Here is a 17300-nt window from a genome sequence, read left to right as displayed (position 1 = left end):
GCGCTAGTCGCGTCTGAGACGCTGGGCGGTGGCCGAGAGCCGCACCGCGTGTCTCACTGACCTTGCCATTGTGAGACGTCTCACCAGTTACCGGAAAGTGTCCCATATAAATGCTGTTGACATTTTGGGACAGGGGCTGGATAACGTCTAAGACATTGTGAGACACATGCAGGAGCTAGACGCCATGCTGATCGGCTATGCCAGAACATCGACCCTCGACCAGAAGGCCGGGCTTGAAGCCCAGACACGCGACCTTGAGACCGCAGGATGCGAGCGCATCTTTGAAGAACAGGTTTCATCCGTGGACGTGGCGCAGCGCGAGAAGCTGGCCGAGGCGCTGACCTTCGCCCGAGAGGGCGACACCCTAGTCGCCACCAAGCTGGACCGTCTGGCGCGTTCCGTGGCGCATCTAGTGGAAATCCTCGGGCAACTCGAGGCCAAGGGCGTGGCCCTGCGCATCCTCGACATGGGAATTGATACATCGACCCCGACCGGGAAGCTCATGCTGACCATCCTCGGGGGCGTGGCCGAGTTTGAACGCGAGATCATGCTGGAACGGCAACGCGAGGGGATCGCCAAGGCCAAGGCCGCCGGAAAGTATCGGGGCCGCAAACCCACGGCACGGGCCCGAGCGGACGAGGTGCTGGAGCTGCACCGGAACGGGGTCGGCGGGACGGAGATCGCCAAGCGCCTCGGGATCGGCAGGGCGAGCGTCTATCGGATCATCAATGCGGCTGACGAGGCCAAGGCGGAGATCGCGGCATGAGCGCCCTGCTGCTGGACCTCGCCCCGTGGGTCATCAACGGCGCGCTGGTCGCCGGGGCCGCGTGGAACCTTCTGAACGCGGACTAGAGCAACCGAGGGGGTCCCGGAAGATAGTTGCGGGATGATGCTGGGCAGCGCAACTTTCAATTACCCCTCCCCTTAGGGGACTGGCTCTGACCATAAGGGCCAGTCCTAGGACTACACATTCCACCCCCGCCGCCGGTCATGCGGCTCCTCAGTGACTTCGTGTGCGCATCGTCGGCGTCCCCTTCGCGGGGGCGTCGGCATCCTTTTGCGTCGTGTAGAGCTGAGGCTTCGCCCAACCTGTGGCATTTATGCAACTGCATGTCCCTATCTGTCCCGTGTTTTTTCAACCGTGTAGGGACGACGACCACCACCACATCAATCCACTGAGGAAGAACAAGAATGTCTAACACCACCATCGTCAGCATGGCTGCCGAAGATGCCACGCCCGCAAACATGGCCGCGTGGCAAGCCCAGCTGGACGCCCAGAACCCCCAAAGAGCACTCGAAGGGAAACATACAGTCGCCAGCAAGGCGGAAGTCGTCATGCAGGGCGGCAAAGTCGCCCACCTGACAGAGCAAGCCAAGACCCAAGGCTATAACGAGGCTTACGTGAACCAGCCGAAACCCGGCTTTGTCACCATTGGCGGCGTAGAAACCCCGGTCGCAGCAGCGAAGGCTGCGGGATTACTTCCTGCGCACTGGCAGGAGGGCCAGCCGACCCCTTTCGGTGTAGCCCTTCCTCGGTCGTCCCGGCTTCGATCAGATCGGCACGATAGCGCAGGGCTGCGGCATAGGCTTCCCTCTCTGTCGCCAGTCGCGTCTGCGACGCTGGGGAGGATGCGCGACCTGCTGGGGCAGCGAGGCGCTTCTGTGCTGCTGCTATCTCGCCCTCCACCTGCACATGATACCGGGGATAGGCAGCGAGGGCTTCCCGCTCTGTGTCGCCCAGCTTCTTCTTGAACATCGCCTTGCCGATGATTCCCACCACCGCCTTCGGAACCCTGCGGCGATAGACGAAAGACCCTGATTTGGTGGTCTCGACGTATTTCAAAACAAGCCCCATGTGACCCTTGTGTGCCCTCTATTGTGCACCGGGAGGGGACGCAAGATACGGAAGTTATTGAGAAATTTGGGTTGACCATAGGGTCAGTGGAGCGGGTGATGGGAATCGAACCCACGTATTCAGCTTGGAAGGCTGCTGCTCTACCATTGAGCTACACCCGCGTCGGCTGGAATCTATAAGCTGCCCGCGCGGCTTGTGCAAGGGTGCGGGCGGTGCTTGACGCGGCTTTGCGGGCGCGGCAAGCAAACGGCATGACCCAATTCGCCCCCGTCGCCAATATCATCGGCAGGCTGGTCGTGGCGCTGGGCGCCGCGATGGGGCTGCCGATGCTTGTCGACATGGGGCGCGGCGATCCCAACTGGCTGGCCTTCCTGGAATGCGGGGCGCTGTGCATGGTCCTGGGCGGCGTCGTCGCCACCGCCACGAACCGCACCCGCGCGGGGCTGGACGTGCGGCAGGCCTTCGTCGTGACCGCAGGGCTGTGGCTGGTGCTGCCGCTGGCCGGGGCCTTGCCCTTCATGCTGGGCGCACCGGGCGCGGGCTTTACCGATGCCGTGTTCGAGGCAATGTCGGGCATGACCACCACCGGCACCACCGCCTTTCCCGTGCTGGAGGGCCTGCCGCACGGCACCCACCTGTGGCGCGCCATGCTGCAATGGATGGGGGGCCTGGGCATCATCGTCGTCGCCATGCTGTTCTTGCCGGTGATGAAGGTCGGGGGGATGCAGTTTTTCCGCACCGAGGGCTTCGACACGATGGGCAAGATCCTGCCCCGCGCGGGCGAGATCGCGCGAGAGATCGCGCTGGTCTATATCGCCATGACCACGGTTTGCGCGGTGGTCTTCGTGCTGCTGGGCATGACCGGGTTCGACGCGGTGATCCATGCGCTGTCGGCCTGCTCGACCGGCGGGTTTTCCAACCACGACGCGGGTTTCGGCACCTATCCCGGTGCGCCGCAGGTGGCGGCCTCGGTTTTCATGGTGCTGGCCGCGCTGCCCTTCATCCGCATGGTGCAACTGCTGCGCGGCACGGCGCGGCCCTTGTTGCAGGACGTGCAGGTGCGCGCCTATCTGCGCTGGCTGGCCTATGTCGCCGCCACGATCGTCGCCTGGCGGCTGGCGCAGGGCGCGGGGCCGTGGGGCGCGGTCGTGGTCGATACGGTCTTCAACACCGTCTCGACTGCGACGGGGACGGGCTTCGTGGCGGGCGATATTTCGGCCTGGGGGCAGTTTCCCTTTGCGCTGGTTATCGTGATCGGGCTGGTGGGGGGCTGCACCGGCTCGACCGCCTGCGCGATCAAGGTCTTTCGCTTCCTGGTGCTGTTCCGCGCCATCCGCGCGCAGGTGCGCCGGATGCATTCGCCCCATCGCGTCATCACGATGAAGCTGCAAGGCAGGCCGCTGGAACCCGAGGTGGTCAGTTCCGTCATGGCCTTCTTCACCATGTTCATGCTGACCTTCGGCCTGCTGATCGTGGCGCTGGCGCTGACGGGGCTGCATCCGCGCACGGCGCTGACGGGGGCGTGGTCCTCGATCGCCAACGTCGGTCCCGTCTGGGGGCCCGAGGTCGGCGCGAACGGCGCGATAAACCTGTTTCCGGCCGCGGCCAAATGGCTGATGGTCACGGGGATGTATCTGGGCCGGCTTGAGCTGCTTGCGGTTCTGGTGCTGTTTCTTCCCCGTTTCTGGCGCCGCTAGCGCCGAATTCGGCGTCATTTCCCGGCGCGGCAAAGCGGGCGAATCCGTCCGATATCTCGGCGGCGAGCCGGGTCTGGTCTTCGGCATCCCCGGCAGGCCAGATCAGCACGAAGCCCTCGGCCCGGCCATCGGCGACGCGGGCCTCGGCATGGCCGATATGGCTGTCGTTGCGTCCGGTCAGCACGGCGGATCCGCGCGCGATCCGCCGCTGGGGCGAGGGCACCCAGCCAAGCGCGGTCACCAGCCCGGTCAGGTCCAGCATCTCTTGCTGGCCGCCGGGCTGGGAAAACAGGATCAGCGCCGCGCCCGAGCCGTCCTTCGGGCCGTAGATCGACAGCGCGCGTTCGTTGCGGTCGAATTGCAGCAGGTCCAGCGGCGCGGGAACGGAAAGGCCGGTGTGGTCGTCGCGCAACTCGGCCAGCCCGGCCCCGGCGCGCCATTCGTCGCGGCGGCGGATCAACTCGTTCATCGCCGTGGCCGTGTCGGGAGAGGCACGGCGGGACACAACCTCGGACGCGATGGCGGCGCGGGTCATGGGGCCGTCCTTGCCGTCGATGTCGCCCGCATAGGCGCCCGCCCAACGCAGGGCGCGCTGGATGTCTTCCAGCGGGGGCATCTGCGCGGGCCGTTCGGGGTCGGGCAGGGTGCCGGTTTCGGGGATGGAACCGGGCACGGCGGCCTCGCCCATTTCGGCGGCGGGGGCGATGAAGGCATCGCGCGGCACCGCGCCCGCATTGCGCAAGGCGGCCAGCCAGGGATCGGCGGCCCGGCGCGGGAAGGGACCAAGCGCCACGACATGCCGCCCGTTCGGACGGATCCACAGCCCGGCGTCGGGCAGGGTGGCGCGGTGGCGTTCCAGCGCCTGTTCGGCGCGGGCACGGTCGGCGCTGGATTCGATCAGGATGAAGGATTCGTCTGGCGCGGGTTCAGCGGTTGCCTCGGCGACGGTTTCGGCCGGAATGGCCGCATCGGCTTCCGCCGCACTGTCGCCGGTGTCGGGTGCGGCATCGGCATCCGCTTGCGCCGGCGGTTCGGCGCTTGCCGCGTCATTTTCGGCTTGGGCGTCTGCGTCCCCCACGACCGGCGCAGGGGTCCCGCCAAGCGTCCCCGCGTCGAAGAGCGAAGGCGATTGCCCCGGTTCGGCTGCGCCTTCGTCCCCGGCGACCGCCGTGATCTCGCGCCCTGCGGCGGCGGCGATGAAGCTGTCGCCCGGCACCTGGCGTTCGGCCCTGAGTTGTTCCAGCCGCGGCGCGGCCTCATCGCGCGGCAGGGGGCCAAGCGCGATCCCGAACCAGCCGTCGGCCAGCGGAAAGGTCACGACGTCGGGAAAGCTCTGCGCCCAATTGCCCGCCGCCTCGCGCGCGGCGGCCTCGCCCCGCTTGGCCTCGATGCGGATCACGACGTCCTCGGCCAGCGCACCGCCGGCAAGGGCAAGCGGAAGGGCCGTCCCGATGATTTTCGCAAAGCGCCGCATGAACTCGTTCCCCTCTGATTGACCCTGCGCCGCCCGCTGAATAGAAGGCGGCATAAACTCCTGCCAGTTATGCCAAAGGATGCCGCGATGACCAGCCCCGACAAGCCGCAGAGCTTTCAGGAAATCATCCTGCGCCTGCAAAGCTATTGGGCCGCGCAAGGCTGCGCCGTGCTGCAACCCTACGATATGGAGGTCGGCGCGGGCACCTTCCATCCCGCGACCACGCTGCGCAGCCTTGGGGCCAGGCCCTGGGCCGCGGCCTATGTCCAGCCCTCGCGCCGCCCCACGGACGGGCGCTATGGCGAGAACCCCAACCGCTTGCAGCATTATTACCAGTATCAGGTGATCATCAAACCCTCGCCTCCCGATCTGCAGGATCTGTATCTGGGCAGCCTCAAGGCCATTGGCCTCGACCCGATGATCCACGACGTGCGCTTCGTGGAAGACGATTGGGAAAGCCCGACCCTCGGCGCATGGGGCCTTGGGTGGGAGGTCTGGTGCGACGGGATGGAGGTCAGCCAGTTCACCTATTTCCAGCAGGTCGGCGGGCACGATTGCAAGCCCGTTTCGGGCGAGCTGACCTATGGGCTGGAACGTCTGGCGATGTATGTGCTTGGGGTCGAACATGTCATGGACATGCCCTTCAACGCGCCGGACAGCCCGATTCCGCTGACCTACGGCGACGTTTTCATGCAGACCGAGCGCGAATATTCCCGCTGGAACTTCGACCAGGCCGACACCCAGATGCTGCTGCAACATTTCAAGGATGCCGAGGCCGAATGCGCCCGCATCCTTGCCGCCGATCCCGCCGACGGTGCGGGCCGCACCATCCCGATGCCGCATCCGGCCTATGATCAGGCGATCAAGGCCAGTCATCTGTTCAACCTGCTGGACGCGCGCGGCGTGATTTCGGTCACCGAACGGCAAGCCTATATCGGGCGCGTCCGCGCATTGGCCAAGGCCTGCGCCGACGCCTTCGTCACCACCCCCGCCGCCACCGGCGAGGCCATCCGGTGAGCGGCAAGGTCATCGCCATATTCCTTGCGCTGATGACGCTGCTGACGGCGGGCGGGGTCTATTACCTGCAAGTCTACCACTACTATCGCACCGTCGCGCCCGAGGATGCGCCGACCTCGATCCCGCTGGCCGGTGCCGCCCCCGCCGAACTGCCGGTAACGGATTACCAGGGGATCTGGTCGGTCAGTTCGCCCCTGTCCGCGCGGGCCTGCTTTCGCACCGATCCGATGCTGGTTCAGGGCCTGACGCCCTATGACGACCCCACGCCGCTGATCCCGCCCCCGTGGTTCGGCTGTTTCGAGGGCGAGGCGATCGCCGCCGATCTCGCCTCGGGCCAGGTGCGGGCCTATCTTTCGCAAAAGAATGTCGCGCCCAAGATCGACAGCGTCGTCGCGGTCTATCCCGACGGGCGCGCCTACGAATGGCGGCAGTTGAACGAAGACGCCGAAGAAACAAGGACCATCGACTGATGCCGGACCTGCTGATCGAACTCTTTTCCGAAGAGATCCCCGCCCGCATGCAGGCCCGCGCGCGGCAGGATTTGCGCAAGCTGGTCACCGACGGGCTGGTCGAGGCCGGGCTGACTTACCGCAGCGCGGGCGCGTTCTCCACCCCCCGCCGCCTGACCCTGGCCATCGAGGGGCTGTCCGCCGAAAGCCCCACCACGCGCGAGGAACGCAAGGGTCCGCGCGTGGACGCCCCCGAAAAGGCACTCGAGGGCTTCCTGCGCGGTGCGGGCCTGACCCGCGACCAGCTGGAGGCCCGCGACGACAAGAAGGGCCAGGTCTGGTTCGCCACCATCGTCAGGCCGGGCCGTCCGGCGGCGGAAATCGTGGCCGAGGTGCTGGAAACCGCCATCCGCAACTTCCCCTGGCCCAAGTCGATGCGCTGGGGCAGCGGCAACCTGCGCTGGGTCCGCCCGCTGCACTCGATCATCTGCCTGCTCTCGGACGAGGCAGGGGCGACCGTGGTCCCGCTGGAAATCGACGGCATCCGCGCGGGCGACACGACGCGCGGCCACCGCTTCATGGCCCCCGGTGCCTTCACCGTGACCGGCTTCGACGATTACGCCGCGAAACTGCGCCGCGCCCGCGTCATGCTCGACCCGTCCGAGCGCGAGGCCGCCATCCGGCAGGAGGCCGCCAACCTCGCCTTCGCCCGCGGCTGGGAAATCGTGCCCGACGACGGGTTGCTGGCCGAAATCGCGGGCCTCGTCGAATGGCCCGTGCCGCTGATGGGCAGCATCGAAGACCGCTTCCTGTCCCTGCCCCCCGAGGTGCTGCAAACCTCGATGAAGGAACACCAGAAGTTCTTTTCCGCCCGCAACCCGAAAACGGGCCGGATCGAGGGCTTCGTCACCGTCGCCAATATCGAGACCCCCGACCAGGGCGAAACCATCCTGCACGGCAACCAGCGCGTGCTGGCCGCGCGCCTGTCCGACGCGGCCTTTTTCTGGGACAACGATCTGCGCGAGGCGAAGGCGGGCATGGGCGCATGGACCGAGGGGCTGCGCGCTGTGACCTTCCAGAGCAAGCTGGGCTCGCAGGCGGATCGGGTTCAGCGTATCGCCGCACTGGCCCGCGAGATCGCTCCGCTGGTCGGTGCCAATCCCGATCAGGCCGAGGAAGCGGCCAAGATCGCCAAGCTGGACCTGCGTTCCGCGATGGTCGGCGAGTTCCCCGAGTTGCAAGGCACGATGGGCCGCTACTACGCCTTGGAGGCAGGCAAGGATGCGGCGGTCGCCGACGCCGCCCGCGACCACTATTCCCCGCTGGGACCGTCCGATGCCGTGCCTTCGGCCCCCGTCTCGGTCGCCGTCGCACTGGCCGACAAGCTGGACACGCTGACGGGTTTCTGGGCCATCGACGAAAAGCCCACGGGGTCGAAGGACCCGTTTGCGCTAAGGCGGGCTGCCTTGGGGGTGATCCGGCTGGTGCTGGGGAATGGCGCAAGACTGTCGCTGTGCGATCTGATCGGTGCCACCTACGTCGAGGCAGTCACGCAGTTCGCCAATATGGATCGCGTTCATATTCTGCTGGGCCGCACGACACATGACGAACAATGGGAGGGCGGCGTTTACCGCACAACCGACCCCGACGGCAACTTGATCGTTTTCGAGCGAACCCCCGATGAAGTGCGCAATCTTCTTGATGACGCCGGAGTCCGGTTTTCGCCAAGCGAAGGAAAGCCGCTCCTACCCGTGAACGACCTTGCATCCGACCTCCTCTCCTTCCTCCACGACCGTCTGAAGGTCTTCCTCAAGGACCAGAACATCCGCCACGACATCATCGACGCCGTGCTCTCCATGCCGGGCAACGACGACCTCGTGCTGCTGGTGAACCGCGCCACCGCGCTGTCGGACTTCCTGAAAACCGAAAACGGCACCAACCTGCTGCAAGGTCTCAAACGCGCCGCCAATATCCTTTCGCAGGCCGAGGAAAAGGACGGCGTCGAATACAGCTTCGGCGCGGACCCCAAATATGCCGAAACCGATCAGGAACGCGCGCTTTTTGCCGCCCTCGAAACCGCAGGCCCCGCCATCGCGCAGGCCACCGCCTCCGAGGACTTCCCCGCCGCCATGTCCGCCATCGCGGCCCTGCGAACCCCCATCGACGCCTTCTTCGAGGCCGTCCAGATCAACACGGACAACCAGATCCTGCGCCGCAACCGGCTGAACCTGCTTTCCCAGATCCGCGCGGCGGGCGCACAGATCGCCGATTTCACCCGGATCGAGGGCTGAGCCGCTTCTTCATCACCCAAATACCCGCAGGGGTGAGGCGCGGGCCGTAAGGCCCGCGACGAGGGGGCGGCAGCCCCCTTTTTTAACGCTTGCCGCAAAGCGGCAAACATGCACATTCGGGCCATGAACGCGCTCAACGATCCACTCGCCATTGTCGAAATCACCCCTGTGGCGGGGGTGGACACGGCCCTCCACGGCTGGCGGGCGAAATGCCTGCAACGGCTGATCCGCATGGACCTGCCCGTGCCCCACAGCCATGCCGTCTCGACCGAGGCCGTGCGTGCCATCGCCAGCGGCGGCATGCCCGACCGCGCAAGGCTGGCGGCGCTGATCGCGCAAGGGGGCGGGCTTGTCGGCGTCCGGCCCTCGGCGGTGGATCCGGCCTGGGGCGGACCGGGGGCGGTGCTGAACGTGGGCATGAACGACCAGGTTCACACCCGCATCGCGCGCCAGCAGGGCAAGGTGGCCGCCGATGCGCTCTATCGCGATTTCGTCCGCTCCTTCGCGATCCATGTCGCGCGGCTGGACCCGGACATGTTCTCGGGCGACGACAGCGACCTGCGCAGCCTGCTCGACGCCTATCGGGCCGAAACCGACGACGAGTTTCCCCAGGATCCCGCGCGGCAACTGGCCGAGGTGATGCGTTCGATGGCGCGGGCCTGGGACGGGCCGACCGCGCGGCTTCTGCGCCAGGCCAAGGGGGCGCCGGCCTATGCGCCCCTGGGGCTGGTCGTGCAGGACATGGCGCTGGCGATCGGGCCGGGGGTGACGGGATCGGGCACGATCCAGTTCGTCGATCCCGCGACGGGCCATCCGCGCATCACCGGACGCTTTCGCGGCCAGACCCAGGGCAATGCGCAGGGCGAGGGGGCCGGGACGCTTTACCTGACCCGTGACCCGCGCGGCCCTTCGCTGGAAGAATCCGCGCCCGAGGTCTTTGCCGAATTGGTCGGTTTCGGCACCGCCGCGCGCCAGCGCTTGCGCGAGGAAATGCAGATCGAATATGTCCTGACCGACGGGTGCATCTCGATCATCGACGCGACGCGGGTGGGGCGGACGTCGCGCGCCTCGGTGCGGATCGCGGTGGCGCTGGCGCAGGACGGCATCATCTCGCCCGCCGATGCGGTGATGCGGGTCGAGCCGCGCGCGCTCAGCGACCTGCTCCACCGGCAGGTCGATCCCGGCGGCGCGCGCGATATCGTCACGCGCGGCATCAACGCCAGCCCCGGCGCGGCCACCGGCCAGATCGTCTTTACCGCCGCCGCCGCCCAGGATTGCGAGGCGCGGGGCGAGGCCTGCGTCATGATCCGCCGCGAAACCGTCCCCGAGGACATCCGCGGCATGCATGCCGCCGTCGCCGTCCTGACCGAGCGGGGCGGCATGACCAGCCATGCCGCCGTCATCGCGCGCGGGCTTGGCCTGCCCTGCATCGTGGGCGCCAAGGGCATCGCCATCGACTTTCGCGCCCGGACCATGCGCATCGGCAACCGGCTGTTTCAGGAAGGCGACACGCTGACCATCGACGGAACGCGGGGCGAGGTGATCGCGGGCGCGGCCCAACTGCTGGAACCCGCGCTGGACGATTGCTTCACCCGGTTGCTGGAATGGGCCGACGAGATCCGCACCATCGGGGTGCGCGCCAATTCGGACACGCCCGCCGATGCGCGCACGGCGCAGCGTTTCAGGGCGCAGGGCATCGGGCTGTGCCGGACGGAACACATGTTCTTCGACGACGCCCGCCTGCCTGCGATGCGCGAGATGATCTTTGCCGACACGCCCGAGGACCGGCGGCTGGCGCTCGACCGCATCCTGCCCATGCAGCGTGCCGATTTCACCAAGCTGTTCCAGACGATGGCGGGCATGCCGGTAACCATCCGCCTGTTCGACCCGCCCCTGCACGAATTCCTGCCCCACGACCGCGACGGCATGCGCGAACTGGCCGAGACGCTGGACCTGCCCATGTCCGACGTCATCCGCCGGGTCGAGGCCCTGTCCGAGTTCAACCCCATGCTGGGCATGCGCGGCGTCCGCCTGGGCATCACCGTCCCCGAGATCTACGAGATGCAGGCCCGCGCGATTTTCGAGGCTACCGTCGCCATGAAGAAGGACGGCGTGACCGTCATCCCCGAGATCATGATCCCGCTGGTCAGCGCCCGGCGTGAGGTCGAACTGGTCAAGACCCGCGTCGATGCCATCGCCGCCGCCGTGCGCAACGAATCGCGTGTGGATTTCGAGTTCCGCCTTGGCGTCATGGTCGAAACCCCCCGCGCCGCGCTGCGGGCGGGCGATATCGCGCCGCATTGCGCCTTTCTGTCATTCGGCACCAACGACCTGACGCAGATGACCTATGGGCTGTCGCGCGACGACGCGGGCCGCTTCATGGGCACCTATGTCGGCCAGCATGTCTACGAAGAGGATCCCTTCCACATCCTCGACCAGCAGGGGGTGGGTGAGCTGATCGCCATCGGGGTCGAGCGCGCCCGCGCCTCGAACCCCGGCATCACCATCTCGATCTGCGGGGAACATGGGGGCAACCCGGAATCCATCGCCTTCTGCATCGGCGCGGGGGTCGATTACGTTTCCTGTTCGCCCTTCCGGGTGCCGGTGGCGCGGCTGGCGGCGGCGCGTGAAACGATTCTCGCTACCTCGGGAAAGCCCTGCGAGCCGCTCTGAATCGGTTCACCCGCGCCTTGCCGGGTTGGCGATTTTGGCCGGAACTTGCTGAAATCATTCGGATCGCTCGGCATAAACCTGCCGATTAACTAATATTTCGCCAAGAATCCGGGCCTCACGTAGCTGTGTGCTGGCCGTATGGGGTGGTTTTTTGGTCTTTCTCGGCCCGATCCTGCCGTCACGCTGCCCCGGCGCCCCAAGGGGCCGGATGTGGCGGTGGCCCACCAGACCCATTCGAAACCCGCTGCTCGGGAAGAAAACAGGAAAACATGACGAAGAAAGTGTCATGGCGCGCGCAGGTTTCGATCTGCGCGACCGCCCTCGCCCTATCCATCGCTGCGATCCCGGCCTTCGCCAACGGCAGTCTCATCAATAGCTTCGCGCCCAGCAGCACCGCGCGCGCGCCCGCGCAGCAGCAGGCCACGATCGACCCGGGCGACCTGCAATGCATGACCGAGGCGCTTTATCACGAAGCCCGCGGCGAAGGCGTGAAGGGCCAGCAGGCCGTGGCCGAGGTCATCCTGAACCGGGTGGACAGCCCGCGCTTTCCGTCCAGCGTCTGCGGCGTCGTCAACCAGCGCGGCCAGTTCAGCTACAAGGGCCGCGTGTCGGGCCGCTACGCTGAACAGGCGGCCTATCAGCGCGCGCGCAATATCGCCGCCTCGGCCCTTGCGGGGGCACCGCGGACCCTGACCGGCGGGGCGACCTATTTCCACACCCCCGCCGTGCGCCCAAGCTGGTCGCGCCAGTTCACGCGCACCACGCGCATCGGCAGCCATATCTTTTACCGTCCCGGCGGCCAGAGGGTTGCATCGAACTGAGTAACAGGCAAAGTTCCGTCTTGTGCCCGATGGTTCCGCCATCGGGTATTTTTTTGATAGAGAAAAGACATGGACCAGCCTGACCGCATTCACCTTCGCGATTACGTCCTTGCCGCCGATATCGGTGCCTTCCAGACCGAGCGCGGCCAGGACCAGCGCCTGCGCTTCAACCTGACGGTCGATCTGGCCCTGCCGGTGATCGGCGTGGATGATGAGGTGGACCGCATCCTCAGCTATGACATCCTGACCGGCGCGATCGAGGCGGGGCTGGCCGACCGGCGCTATAACCTGCTGGAAACGCTGGCTGAAAAGATCGCGGCCCAAGTGCTGGAACATCCCCGCGCCGCGCAGGTCGAGGTGACCATCGAAAAGCTGGACCGCGTGCCCGGCGCGCTTGGGGTGACGCTGGTGCGCCGCGCCGCGCGGGTGCAGGCGGATCTGCGCGCGCCCGAGGTTCGGGTGGTCTTTTACGGCCATCCCGCCGCGCTGCCCCAGGGTGCGCTGGTCGTCGTCCCCGACGCGCCCGGCCTGCCGCTGCCCGAAGGTGGCAACGTGCGCATGATCGCCCTGCTGGCGCTGGATCAGGCGGCATGGGCGCTGGCGGGCCGGTTGGGCTTGCAGGTCGCCGACAGCCGGACGGAACTGGACTGGGCCGCCGCCAATGGCCAGCGCGTCGTCTGGGCGCCCTGCCGGATGGTCGCGGACGAGGCGGGGCAGGATGCGGACCCCTGCCGGCTTGCGCTGTGGCTGGCGGGGCGGCTGAATGCCGTTGCGCTGGACTGGGCCTTGCCGCCGGATCGGGATATGCCTGCCACGCCTGCGGGGCTGGACCTGCCGATGGGGCGGTTGAGCTAGGCTTTGGGCTTGCAACTGGCGGCACGGGCGATGAAAACGGCCCAGGATGCGCCAGAATGTCAGGAATGATGCGATGCCCGGCTATTTTCGTCCCGTGCCCTGCGAAACCGGCCGCTGGCGGCTGGCCGGTGGCTGGGTGCGCTTTTCGGAATGCGAGTTGCTGCGCCGGGGGCAGGCCCCTCAGCCGACCCGCGACATCCCCGACGAGGTGCTGGCCCGGCTGACCGCGCCGCGTCCGCCGGTGCTGGACCTGGCGATGGACCGCCCGCGCCTGATGGGTATCGTGAACATGACGCCCGACAGCTTTTCGGACGGGGGCGCGCTGGCCGATCAGGGCGCGGGGATCGCCCATGCGCGCGCGCTGGTGGCAGAGGGGGCCGATATCCTGGACATCGGCGGCGAATCGACCCGTCCCGGCGCGCAGCCCGTCGCGCCGGAAACCGAAGCCGCCCGCGTCACCCCCCTGATCGCCGCGCTGCGCTGCGCGGCGCCGGTCTCGGTCGATACCCGCAAGGCCGTGGTCGCGCGGGCCGGTGTGGCGGCGGGGGCGGGGATGATCAACGACGTCTCGGGGCTGGATTTCGACCCGGACATGGCGGCGGTCGTGGCCGAAAGCGGCGCTGCGCTGTGCCTGATGCATGCGCAGGGCCTGCCCGCAGACATGCAGGACGATCCGCGCTATGATGACGTGGTGCTGGACGTCTACGACGCGCTGGCCGAACGTATCGCGCGGGCCCTGCGGGCCGGCATCGGGCGGGACAGGATCGTGGTGGACCCCGGTATCGGCTTCGGCAAGACGCAGGACCATAACCTTGCGATCCTGCGCCGGATCTCGGTCTATCACGGGTTGGGGGTGCCGGTGTTGCTGGGCGTGTCGCGCAAGGCTTTCGTCGGGCGGATCGGCGGAGCCGACAGCCCGCAGGCCCGTGCGCCCGGCACGCTGGCCCTGACGCTGGCCGCGGTGGCGCAGGGCATCCAGATCCACCGCGTCCATGATGCGGGGGAAATAAAACAAGGGCTGCGCCTGTGGAGCGCGCTCGCTTGACGAGGAATGAAGATGAGCAGAACGATTTTCGGCACTGACGGCGTGCGGGGCCGGGCCAACAGCTATCCCATGACCGCCGAGATGGCGCTGCGCCTTGGCGCCGCTGCGGGGCGCTTCTTTCGCCGCAAGAGCGAGGATCACCCCCGCGTCGTCATCGGCAAGGACACCCGGCTGTCGGGCTATATGCTGGAAAACGCGCTGACGGCGGGGCTGACCAGCACGGGCATGAACGTGTTGCTGCTTGGCCCGGTGCCGACGCCCGCGGTGGGGTTCCTGACGCGCTCGATGCGGGCGGATGTGGGCATCATGATCTCGGCCAGCCACAACCCGGCGCATGACAACGGCATCAAGTTCTTCGGTCCCGACGGCTTCAAGCTGTCCGATGACGCCGAATCCGAGATCGAAACCATCCTGGCGGGTGAGATCACCCCCGCGCAACCCGGCAACATCGGCCGCGCCCGGCGGATCGAGGACGGGCGCGGGCGCTATGTCGAATATGCCAAGACCACCTTTCCGGCGGGCCAGCGGCTGGACGGGCTGAAGGTGGTCGTCGATTGCGCCAATGGCGCCGCCTATCGCGCCGCGCCGGACGTGCTGTGGGAGTTGGGGGCCGAGGTGATCCCGCTGGGGGTCGATCCCAATGGCTTCAACATCAACGACGGCGTGGGTTCCACCCATCCGCAGACCTGCGCCGAGGCGGTGCGGCGGCATGGCGCGCACCTGGGCATCAGCCTTGACGGCGATGCCGACCGGCTGATGCTGATCGACGAGACCGGCCATGTCGCGGATGGCGACCAGATCATGGCGCTGCTGGCCGACCGTTGGGCGCGGCAGGGCAGGCTGCGGGGCGGCGCGCTGGTGGCGACGGTGATGTCGAACCTGGGGCTTGAGCATTTCCTGGAGGGCCGGGGGCTGCGGCTGGAACGCACCTCGGTCGGCGACCGCTATGTCGTCGAAAGGATGCGCCGGCAGGGCTTCAACCTTGGCGGCGAGCAGTCGGGCCATATCGTGATGACCGATTATGCGACGACCGGCGACGGGCTGATCGCGGCGCTGCAATTCCTGGCCGCGATGGCCGAAACGCAGGTGCCCGCATCGGAATTGCTGCGCCAGTTCCAGCCGGTGCCGCAACTGCTGGAAAACGTCCGCTATGCGCCGGGCGCGAACCCGCTGGATGCCGAAAGCGTCAAATCCGCGATCCGCCAGGCCGAAACCCGGCTGGAAGGCACGGGCCGCGTGCTGATCCGCAAATCGGGCACGGAACCCCTGATCCGCGTCATGGCCGAGGCCGAGGACGAAACCGTCCTGCGGCAGGTGGTGCAGGATATCGTCGGCGCGGTCCGGTCGGCGGCCTAGACGGCGCCGGTCGGGTCGTAGTCGTAAAGCCAGGCGAAACGCTCGATCAGGGCGGTGGGGGCGAGGCGCGAGATGCCGCGCAGCCCCGCATGGGCCACCGCGCGGGCCGGGCCGCGCAGGTGATAGTTGCCCGCGTTCTTGTTGGCGGCCTGCACGATCTTGCTGCAACGCGGCTGGCGCAGCGCCTGGTAGCGCGCCAGCGCAGCGCCCTGATCGGGGTCGGCGTCAAGGCAGGCGGCCAGCACCCAGGCATCCTCGATCGCCATGACGGCGCCCTGCGCGATGAAGGGCAGCGTCGGATGGGCCGCATCGCCCACCAGCGCGATGCGCCCGTCCTGCCAGTTGGCGGCGACCGGGTGGCGGAACAGGCCCCAGATGCCGACCCGCTGGACCTGGTCCAGCCAGCCCCGCGCGCGCGGATCGAAGCGGGCAAAGGCAGCGCGCAGATCCTCGGGGTCGCTTTCCTGGCTCCAGCCCTCGGCCTGCCACTCGCGGCGCTCCATCACGGCGACGATGTTGCGCAATCCGCCGGGCAGGGGATAGCTGACCAGATGGCGGCCCGGTCCCATGTAGACCTCGGCCAGCGGCGGCGTGTCGCCCCGGTCGGGGATCAGCGCGCGCCATGCGGTCTGGCCGGTGAAGAAGGGCGCCTCGGTGCCGTTGAGCAGGGGGCGCAGGACGCTTTTGACGCCGTCGGCGGCGATGATCAGGTCGCAATCGGGCGGCGGGCCGGCCATCTCGCAGCCCAGTTCCAGACGTGCGCCGGCCTCGGTTGCGGCCTCGGCCAGCACCTCGACCAGCCGGGCGCGGTGGATCAGGCGGAACTGGTCCTGCGGGCGATGGCGCGCCAGGTCCAGCAGCGTTACCTGCCGCCCGGCGGAATCGCGCAACATCACCCCGTGGCTGCGCAGCGATGCCGCGCGGAAGGCGTCGCCGGTCCCAAGCGCGTCCAGCACGCGAATGGCATTGGGCGAGATCTGCAAGCCCGCCCCCACCTCGCGCAGGGCATCCGCGCGTTCGTGCAGCGTGACATGCGCGCCGCGCCGCGCGCAGGCGATGGCCGCCGTCAGCCCCGCGATCCCGGCGCCGACCACGGTGATGCGGCGGCCCTTCAGCGCGCCCGGCAAATCGCGGTTCCTTGCAGCCCGGCGCGGTGGCGGCCTGCCCGCCGGATCGGCGCAGGCCCTTGCATTGCTTGTCCGGTCAACCCGCATCCCTCCCCGTGGCGGTCATCCCGAATGGGCGTTCAGTCGTCGCGGTGGACCCGTTCGCGCCGCTCGTGGCGTTCCTGCGCCTCCAGCGTCATGGTCGCGATGGGGCGCGCGTCCAGCCGCCTGAGGCTGATCGGATCGCCGGTCACTTCGCAATAACCATACTCACCGGTTTCGATTCGGCGCAGCGCCGCGTCGATCTTGCTGACCAGCTTGCGCTGGCGGTCGCGGGTGCGCAGTTCCAGCGCGCGGTCGGTTTCCTCGCTCGCGCGGTCGGCAAGGTCGGGCACGTTGCGCGCGCTGTCCTGCAATCCTTCAAGCGTTTCGGCTGATTGGCTAAGCAGTTCCTGCTTCCACGCCACCAGTTTGCGGCGGAAGTATTCCAGTTGCAACTCGTTCATGAAAGGCTCGTCCTCGGCGGGACGGTAGTCATCGGGCAGGAAGGTCTGGGCTTTCATCGGTCCTCCAGGAGCGGGTGCTGAACCCGTTCATGCGGCCCCAATACTTTATGGACGAGTCATTGTCACTAGCGCAGCCCCCCCTTTGGGCGCATCTT

General features: G+C 67.6%; 14 protein-coding genes and 1 tRNA gene. 10 read left to right on the top strand and 5 right to left on the bottom strand.

The features are described from left to right. Positions 1-184 precede the first annotated feature (184 nt). Positions 185-766 (top strand): recombinase family protein, encoded by a 582-nt coding sequence (locus Q0O97_RS08600; RefSeq protein ID WP_294927418.1) that lies wholly within the window; start codon positions 185-187, stop codon positions 764-766. A 660-nt stretch (positions 767-1426) separates the two neighbouring features. On the opposite strand, the gene Q0O97_RS08595 is transcribed toward Q0O97_RS08600, so the two are convergent. Continuing rightward, positions 1427-1855 (bottom strand): hypothetical protein, encoded by a 429-nt coding sequence (locus Q0O97_RS08595; protein WP_294927415.1) that lies wholly within the window; start codon positions 1853-1855, stop codon positions 1427-1429. 87 nt (positions 1856-1942) lie between these two features. Further along, positions 1943-2016, bottom strand: a tRNA-Gly gene (locus tag Q0O97_RS08590). A gap of 90 nt (positions 2017-2106) precedes the next feature. Between Q0O97_RS08590 and Q0O97_RS08585 the strand changes: the two genes are divergently transcribed. Continuing rightward, positions 2107-3552, top strand: a complete 1446-nt coding sequence (locus Q0O97_RS08585; RefSeq protein ID WP_294927412.1) for a TrkH family potassium uptake protein — start codon at positions 2107-2109, stop codon at positions 3550-3552. Here Q0O97_RS08585 and Q0O97_RS08580 read toward each other — a convergent pair. After that, on the bottom strand, positions 3476-5026 hold the full coding sequence (locus tag Q0O97_RS08580) for a peptidoglycan-binding domain-containing protein (RefSeq protein ID WP_294927409.1): 1551 nt from the start codon (positions 5024-5026) through the stop codon (positions 3476-3478). The genes Q0O97_RS08585 and Q0O97_RS08580 overlap by 77 nt on opposite strands. Positions 5027-5113: 87 nt before the next feature. Between Q0O97_RS08580 and Q0O97_RS08575 the strand changes: the two genes are divergently transcribed. The 8 genes from Q0O97_RS08575 to glmM all read left to right on the top strand — a co-directional run bounded on the left by Q0O97_RS08575 (position 5114) and on the right by glmM (position 15533). Continuing rightward, positions 5114-6043: a glycine--tRNA ligase subunit alpha gene (locus tag Q0O97_RS08575; protein ID WP_294927406.1), complete on the top strand. Its 930-nt coding sequence runs from the start codon at positions 5114-5116 to the stop codon at positions 6041-6043. Further along, positions 6040-6513 (top strand): DUF6446 family protein, encoded by a 474-nt coding sequence (locus tag Q0O97_RS08570; RefSeq protein WP_294927403.1) that lies wholly within the window; start codon positions 6040-6042, stop codon positions 6511-6513. Before Q0O97_RS08575 ends, Q0O97_RS08570 begins: the two co-directional genes overlap by 4 nt. Next, positions 6513-8783, top strand: coding sequence for a glycine--tRNA ligase subunit beta (gene glyS / locus Q0O97_RS08565; RefSeq protein WP_294927401.1), 2271 nt, complete (start codon positions 6513-6515; stop codon positions 8781-8783). The genes Q0O97_RS08570 and glyS overlap by 1 nt, the downstream gene beginning before the upstream one ends. Before the next feature lie 123 nt (positions 8784-8906). After that, positions 8907-11456, top strand: a complete 2550-nt coding sequence (locus Q0O97_RS08560; protein ID WP_294927515.1) for a putative PEP-binding protein — start codon at positions 8907-8909, stop codon at positions 11454-11456. A 269-nt stretch (positions 11457-11725) separates the two neighbouring features. Further along, complete coding sequence (locus Q0O97_RS08555; protein WP_294927398.1) at positions 11726-12277, top strand: cell wall hydrolase; 552 nt, start codon at positions 11726-11728, stop codon at positions 12275-12277. 69 nt (positions 12278-12346) lie between these two features. Beyond that, the gene (locus tag Q0O97_RS08550) at positions 12347-13132 is read left to right on the top strand and encodes a dihydroneopterin aldolase (protein ID WP_294927395.1); all 786 of its coding nucleotides are present in this window, start codon (positions 12347-12349) and stop codon (positions 13130-13132) included. A gap of 73 nt (positions 13133-13205) precedes the next feature. Further along, on the top strand, positions 13206-14177 hold the full coding sequence (gene folP, locus Q0O97_RS08545; protein WP_294927392.1) for a dihydropteroate synthase: 972 nt from the start codon (positions 13206-13208) through the stop codon (positions 14175-14177). Positions 14178-14189: 12 nt separating this feature from the next. Continuing rightward, on the top strand, positions 14190-15533 hold the full coding sequence (gene glmM, locus Q0O97_RS08540) for a phosphoglucosamine mutase (protein WP_294927389.1): 1344 nt from the start codon (positions 14190-14192) through the stop codon (positions 15531-15533). Here the strand turns inward: glmM and Q0O97_RS08535 are convergent. After that, positions 15530-16660 carry an FAD-dependent monooxygenase gene (locus tag Q0O97_RS08535; protein ID WP_294927386.1) on the bottom strand — a complete coding sequence of 377 codons (1131 nt, stop codon included), beginning with the start codon at positions 16658-16660 and terminating at the stop codon, positions 15530-15532. The genes glmM and Q0O97_RS08535 overlap by 4 nt on opposite strands. Positions 16661-16779: 119 nt before the next feature. Further along, the gene (dksA, locus tag Q0O97_RS08530; RefSeq protein ID WP_294927383.1) at positions 16780-17202 is read right to left on the bottom strand and encodes an RNA polymerase-binding protein DksA; all 423 of its coding nucleotides are present in this window, start codon (positions 17200-17202) and stop codon (positions 16780-16782) included. Positions 17203-17300 lie beyond the last annotated feature (98 nt).

The organism is uncultured Paracoccus sp. (assembly GCF_945915435.1).
In the GTDB taxonomy this organism is placed as follows: domain Bacteria; phylum Pseudomonadota; class Alphaproteobacteria; order Rhodobacterales; family Rhodobacteraceae; genus Paracoccus.
Note: the sequence above shows the minus strand (reverse complement) of the source record. Positions and strands in the feature narration are given on the sequence as shown.

Bases quoted from the DNA above. Each gene is read 5' to 3' on its own strand.
- Q0O97_RS08600 (WP_294927418.1), top strand. From the start codon at position 185: ATGCTGATCGGCTATGCCAGAACATCGACCCTCGACCAGAAGGCCGGG.
- Q0O97_RS08595 (WP_294927415.1), bottom strand. From the start codon at position 1,855: ATGGGGCTTGTTTTGAAATACGTCGAGACCACCAAATCAGGGTCTTTC.
- Q0O97_RS08585 (WP_294927412.1), top strand. From the start codon at position 2,107: ATGACCCAATTCGCCCCCGTCGCCAATATCATCGGCAGGCTGGTCGTG.
- Q0O97_RS08580 (WP_294927409.1), bottom strand. From the start codon at position 5,026: ATGCGGCGCTTTGCGAAAATCATCGGGACGGCCCTTCCGCTTGCCCTT.
- Q0O97_RS08575 (WP_294927406.1), top strand. From the start codon at position 5,114: ATGACCAGCCCCGACAAGCCGCAGAGCTTTCAGGAAATCATCCTGCGC.
- glyS (WP_294927401.1), top strand. From the start codon at position 6,513: ATGCCGGACCTGCTGATCGAACTCTTTTCCGAAGAGATCCCCGCCCGC.
- Q0O97_RS08560 (WP_294927515.1), top strand. From the start codon at position 8,907: ATGAACGCGCTCAACGATCCACTCGCCATTGTCGAAATCACCCCTGTG.
- Q0O97_RS08555 (WP_294927398.1), top strand. From the start codon at position 11,726: ATGACGAAGAAAGTGTCATGGCGCGCGCAGGTTTCGATCTGCGCGACC.
- Q0O97_RS08550 (WP_294927395.1), top strand. From the start codon at position 12,347: ATGGACCAGCCTGACCGCATTCACCTTCGCGATTACGTCCTTGCCGCC.
- folP (WP_294927392.1), top strand. From the start codon at position 13,206: ATGCCCGGCTATTTTCGTCCCGTGCCCTGCGAAACCGGCCGCTGGCGG.
- glmM (WP_294927389.1), top strand. From the start codon at position 14,190: ATGAGCAGAACGATTTTCGGCACTGACGGCGTGCGGGGCCGGGCCAAC.
- dksA (WP_294927383.1), bottom strand. From the start codon at position 17,202: ATGAAAGCCCAGACCTTCCTGCCCGATGACTACCGTCCCGCCGAGGAC.